This is a genomic window from Holdemania sp. (assembly GCF_986127675.1).
The window spans coordinates 1-5,260 of the sequence record NZ_CFQZWI010000147.1 but is presented as its reverse complement, the minus strand read 5'-3'; the positions used below and the strand labels follow the sequence as shown (position 1 = coordinate 5,260).

General features: G+C 55.8%; 7 protein-coding genes. All 7 read right to left on the bottom strand.

What is annotated here, in order from left to right; all coding sequences use genetic code 11:
- Nucleotides 1-562 (bottom strand): rod shape-determining protein MreC (gene mreC / locus AC5OW4_RS14365; RefSeq protein WP_493677132.1); only part of this gene is annotated, 562 nt, incomplete at its 3' end.
- A gap of 41 nt (nt 563-603) precedes the next feature.
- Entirely contained in the window at nt 604-1,290 is a 687-nt protein-coding gene (gene radC, locus AC5OW4_RS14360) for a RadC family protein (RefSeq protein WP_072684229.1), read from the bottom strand.
- Nucleotides 1,272-1,757 carry a hypothetical protein gene (locus AC5OW4_RS14355; protein WP_072684228.1) on the bottom strand — a complete coding sequence of 162 codons (486 nt, stop codon included), beginning with the start codon at nt 1,755-1,757 and terminating at the stop codon, nt 1,272-1,274. Before AC5OW4_RS14355 ends, radC begins: the two co-directional genes overlap by 19 nt.
- 123 nt (nt 1,758-1,880) lie before the next feature.
- Nucleotides 1,881-2,090: a hypothetical protein gene (locus AC5OW4_RS14350; RefSeq protein ID WP_072684227.1), complete on the bottom strand. Its 210-nt coding sequence runs from the start codon at nt 2,088-2,090 to the stop codon at nt 1,881-1,883.
- Nucleotides 2,077-2,916, bottom strand: coding sequence for an HAD family hydrolase (locus tag AC5OW4_RS14345; RefSeq protein ID WP_072684226.1), 840 nt, complete (start codon nt 2,914-2,916; stop codon nt 2,077-2,079). The genes AC5OW4_RS14350 and AC5OW4_RS14345 overlap by 14 nt, the downstream gene beginning before the upstream one ends.
- 177 nt (nt 2,917-3,093) lie before the next feature.
- Complete coding sequence (locus tag AC5OW4_RS14340; protein WP_072684225.1) at nt 3,094-4,239, bottom strand: amidohydrolase; 1,146 nt, start codon at nt 4,237-4,239, stop codon at nt 3,094-3,096.
- 3 nt (nt 4,240-4,242) lie between these two features.
- A partial coding sequence (locus AC5OW4_RS14335; RefSeq protein WP_493677131.1) for an amidohydrolase occupies nt 4,243-5,260 on the bottom strand: 1,018 nt, incomplete at its 5' end.

Sequence of the window (5,260 nt, the reverse complement as noted above, 5' to 3'; positions counted from 1 at the left end):
CAATCTTTACAGACACCTTATTCAGACCGTCTTCCGCAGTGATCAGCTTCACCGTCGAAGTGTGTTCGTTAACCTTCGTTACCTTGCCGACCAATCCCTTCGGCGTGATCACGGCATAGTTTAGCCCGACCCCGTCGGCGCTGCCGACGTCGATCGTCAACAGGTTGTTCCAGGCTTCCTGAGTGCGCGAAAGCACGGTCGAGGGAATCAGATCGTAATCCGAAACGATCGTTTTCAAGTCCGCGATCTGTTTCAGCTCCTCGATCTGCCGCTCGGCTTCCGCCAGCTGCCCCTGCAGCGAAGAGATCTGATCGACCTGGGTGCGAAGCAGGTCGTTTTCCTGACGGACCTGCCACAGCCGTGAGAATGAGGTAAAGAAATCCGTCACCGTCGTGACCGGATAATCAATCAACGAATATTTAAGCATGGAAAAGACGTTATACCCCTGCCGGCTGATTTCACTGAACGGGGTCGTTACGCTGACGACGTTTAAAATTAACGACAAGGACAGCGAAATGCCAATCAGCCAAAGCAGTATTTTTTGAAAACGATTCAGTTTCATTTTATCACCTGCGTCTATTATACGGTGATTGCCCCCGAACTTCAATCTAATAATCCATGGGCGCGGAAGCTGAAATACTGCGTGGTTCCGACGATTAAATGATCCAGCAGCTCGATTCCGATCAGCTCGCCGGTTTCTTTTAAGCGCTGGGTAATGATCCGGTCGGCCATGCTTGGGGTCAGATCCTGCGACGGGTGATTGTGTACAACCAACACACGGCAGGCCGAGGCCAGCAGCGCTTCCTTAAACACCTCGCGGGGATGGACGATGCTGGCGTCCAGCGTACCTTTGAACAACAGCCGGTGCTCTAAAATGTGGTTTTTCGCGTCGAGATAGATCGCTAAAAAGTGCTCCTGCTGCTTGCCGCCGATTTCCCGTCCCAGCCAGGCCATCAGCGCCTCCGGATTGGAAACGACGTCGATATCGCGGGTTTGTTCCTCGCTGATCCGCCGCGCCAGCTCAAAACACGCTAAAATCTCCAGACCGCGGACCTGGCTGATGCCTTTGATCTGCGTCAGCTCTTTGAGCGTCAGCCGGGACAGACCGCTGACGCCCTGACTGCGCTGAAGCAGCTGGTCGGCGATCATCAGACTGGACGCTCCCGGCACGCCGCTGCGTAAAATCAGCGCCAGAATTTCCTTGTTGGAACAGTGTTCAATTCCCTGCTGCAGCGCTTTTTCGCGCGGCCGTTCCTCACAGGGCATTTCTCTTACGGTTGTGATGTACATCCCTCCAATACCGATGCGGTCTGACCTTGGCTTAGCTGCTGCCGTTGAGTTTCGTTGAGCGAACAGGCGCGTTCCATCCATTCGTAATCCAGATCGATCATCCGCTGGCGGCACTGGCGGGTGACTTCCGGATCGAGACTGACGCCGACGGCGACGATCTGGTATTCACCGCGCGTATAGGTCACGGGCGTAAATCCGTCCTGTTCTAAAAACGCTGTCAGCTCACGCACGGAGCTTTCCTGCGCGAACACCCCGGCCTGAATCCAGCTCAGCGACGATGATCCCTGATCGTCGGAAATCACCGGCGCCGCCGATTCCGGCTGCGTGCCGGGCGTGACGGTGACCTCCAGCGAATCCTCGGGCGCCGAGCTTGTTTCACTGATCCGCGCAAACAATCCGAAATACAGAACGCAGAAGCCCAGCGACAACAAGACGGCCATCATGGTTACAATCGAACTTTTTTTCATTTGGCTTCACCTCTGGTATCAGCCTATGAGAAACATGACCGGTTCAGTCAGACCGCTCACTTACAATATTCGCTGAAAATTCGATTTTGCCTGCCTCAAATACGAAAAAAAGGAGATTTTTTCCTATTTTTCTCCTTTTTCCGTCTTTTCTTTCTGAAACAAGCTTGTTTTTAAGGCTTCCGGGTCGGCGGACGCCGCCAGCGCCAGCGTGATGATCTGCGCCAGCAGCGGTTCGATTTTCTCCGGTTTGCCCTGGTGATCGTCAAACTGAACCTGTTCGATCAGTTCCGCGCTGGTCACGGCCAGTTGTTTGATCGCACTATACCGTTCCATGCGCGCGCTCCTTTTCGTTCCGTTCTAAAATCATCGCCACGGCCTGAGCGAACGCGCCTTCCTCGCAGCTCCCCAATACGTGATCGACCTGTTTTTTAACCGCCTCCACGGCATTGGACGGCGCAAACGACAAGCCGGCTTCCGCCAACATTTCCCGATCGTTGTTGCCATCGCCGATCGCCGCCAGCGCCTGCAGCGGAATACCGTGACGACCGCACAGCTGCTTCAGCGCCAGCGCCTTGTGCACGCCTTGCGGTGTAACGTCGAGAAACCCCGGGCCGGAGCGCGTCAGGGTCACATCCTTCAGGACGGCGCGGGCCTGGAATTCAATGTCATCCAGCTGCTGCGGATCGCCGGTCAATCCCGCCATACACGCCGGTTTTGTCATGTAGGAAAAGAAATCGGAACCGACGACGAGAAAATCAATTCCGACGACAGTGCGGTCGCTGTCTAATGAAGCATCGTAGCCGTCGGCGACCATCAGATCTTCCTGCTGCACCGCCAGCGTCACGCCTGGATGCGCGTCGGAAAACTGCTTCAGCGTTTTTATTTGCTCGAGGGTTAAGCTGTGCAGCACCGTGCGGATACCGCGGCGGCAGTCGATCAGCTCCGCCCCGGCGGAGGCAATGATCATTCCGCCTTTTTCCCGCATATCCAACTGCGCTTCCAGCTTACGCACCCCGGCATAAATCCGCGCCGTCGCGAGAACCAGTTCGACGCCCTGACTGCGCAGCGTATCCGCCGCCTTCAGATTCACCTCAGGAATCGCGTAGGTTTGATGAGAAAATAAAGTATGGTCAATATCAGACGCTAACATTCGGATCATAGACTTCGCTCCTTGCTTCACAGGTTTTGCCCGTCTGTCCTTAGGACAGGGTCATTCAACCGCAACTCTGCTTTTCACTATATCATAAAATTCCGCCGGCGCGAAGCCCTGCACTTCCCTCAAATGTAAAAAATCCTGAAGCTTTAATCAAAGCAGTCAGGATTTCTTGATTCTGTTTTAGGCAACGATCTCGCCGTTGATCAGAACCGTGCGGACCGTCGTGAACATTGCCAGCGGATCGCCGTCGGTGATGACGATATCCGCGTCCTTGCCGACCTCTAACGAACCCACCCGGTCGGCGATGCCCAGATGCTTCGCCGGATTGATCGTGATCGCTTTCAGCGCTTCGGTGTGATCCATCCCGGATTTAACCGCCAGTCCCGCCGACATCGCCAGATATTTTAGCGGCACGATCGGGGCGTCCGTCACGATCGAAACCTGCAGCCCGGCCTTGCTTAAAACGCCCGGAGTCGTAAACGTCATGTTGCGGATTTCAAACTTGCTGTTGGCGTGCAGGTTTGGCCCGACAGCCAGCGGTACGTTGGCCGCCTGCAGCTGCGGCAGGATGAACTGACCTTCTGTCACATGTTCCAGCGTCAGCTTCAAATCGAATTCCTTCGCGATCCGGATTGCCGTGCAGATATCGTCTGCCCGGTGAGCGTGCGCTTTGAGCGGCAGCTGTTTGCGCACGACCGGCAGCATCGCGTCCAGCTTCATGTCGAAAGCCGGGCGTTTGCTCGGATCCTGACGGGCCTCGCTGAGTTTCATTGAATATTCGTTCGCTTTAAACAACAGCTCGCGCAGCTTCGCCGCCGTCGCCATCCGGGTGTTGTTGTTTTTGCCCTGGTAGCAGCGCTTCGGATTTTCGCCGAAAGCGCACTTCATCGCGACAGCTTCCTTGACGATCATCTCGTCGACGCAGGTGCCGACGGTCTTCACAGCCGCAAACGTCCCGCCGACCACATTCGCGCTGCCCGGCCCGGTGCCGATTGTCGTGACGCCGGCTGCGGCCGCCTCCTTAAACGAAGGATCGAACGGATTGATCGCGTCAATCCCGCGCAGCTGCGGCGTGATCGGATCGGTCGATTCGTTGGTGTCGTTGCCCTCGAAGCCGATTCCGTCTTCATACAAACCGATGTGGCAATGGCAGTCGATAAACCCAGGGTACACCTGCAGGCCTGTCGCGTCGATGATCTCGCAGCCTTCCGGAACTGTTAGGTGTTCCCCGATCGCCGCGATTTTTCCATTATCAATTAAGATATCCGCAATGACCGGACCTTCGCCAGCCATCGTGGTAACCAGTCCATTTTGAACTAACCGCATGTCTTACGCCACGACCTTTCCGTCGATGATGACGATTTCCGGCTGTGCCGAAACCTCAAAGCAACTGCCTTCCATGACCAGAATGTCCGCATCCTTGCCGATTTCCAGCGAACCGACGCGATCCTCAATGCCGATATGCTTGGCGGCGTTGATTGTGATCGCTTTTAACGCATCCCACTCCTTCATGCCGGATTTGATCGCCAGACCGGCGCACAGCGGCAGATACTGCTGCGGAATTACCGGCGAATCGGTGATAATTGAAACCTGGCAGCCGGCGTTCGCCAGTATTCCCGGAGTTTCAAACGTTTTGTTGCGCAGCTCAAATTTGCTCGCATGGGTCAACGACGGTCCGACCGCCATCGGCACCGGTTCGTCCTTCAGCTCGTCGACAATCAGATGCCCTTCCGTTACATGTTCCAGCGTGATCTTCACATTGAATTCCTGCGCGATCCGCAGCGCCGTGAAAATATCGTTGGCCTGATGCGCGTGGGCCTTCAGCGGCAGCTCGCCATGCAGCACCGGCCGCAGCGCTTCCAGCTTCATATCGTAAGCCGGCAGCTTGCTTTCATCGCTGCCCGCGGCCAGCACCTTGCGGTCGTATTCTCTGGCCTTCAAAAGCATTTCGCGCAGCTTGGACGCGGTCGACATCCGGGAATAGTTATTCTTATCTTTATAACAACGCTTCGGGTTCTCGCCAAACGCGCATTTCATCGCGACTTCCTTTTTGACGATCATCTTATCGACGCGCTTGCCGACTGTCTTGATCGCCGTAAACGTACCGCCCAGCACATTCGCGCTGCCCGGTCCGGTGCAGACGGTTGTGATGCCGGCCAGCGCCGCTTCACGGAACGTCGGATCCATCGGATTGATGCCGTCGATCGCGCGCAGCTGCGGCGTCAGAATATCTGTCATCTCATTGCAGTCGTCGCCCTCAAAACCGATCCCGGAGCCATCCAGGCCGATATGGCAATGCGCCTCGACAAAGCCTGGATAAACATTTTTAAGATCGGAAGAGCACACG

Bases quoted from the DNA above. Each gene is read 5' to 3' on its own strand.
- AC5OW4_RS14345 (WP_072684226.1), bottom strand. From the start codon at position 2,916: ATGATCCGAATGTTAGCGTCTGATATTGACCATACTTTATTTTCTCAT.
- radC (WP_072684229.1), bottom strand. From the start codon at position 1,290: ATGTACATCACAACCGTAAGAGAAATGCCCTGTGAGGAACGGCCGCGC.
- AC5OW4_RS14350 (WP_072684227.1), bottom strand. From the start codon at position 2,090: ATGGAACGGTATAGTGCGATCAAACAACTGGCCGTGACCAGCGCGGAA.
- AC5OW4_RS14355 (WP_072684228.1), bottom strand. From the start codon at position 1,757: ATGAAAAAAAGTTCGATTGTAACCATGATGGCCGTCTTGTTGTCGCTG.
- AC5OW4_RS14340 (WP_072684225.1), bottom strand. From the start codon at position 4,239: ATGCGGTTAGTTCAAAATGGACTGGTTACCACGATGGCTGGCGAAGGT.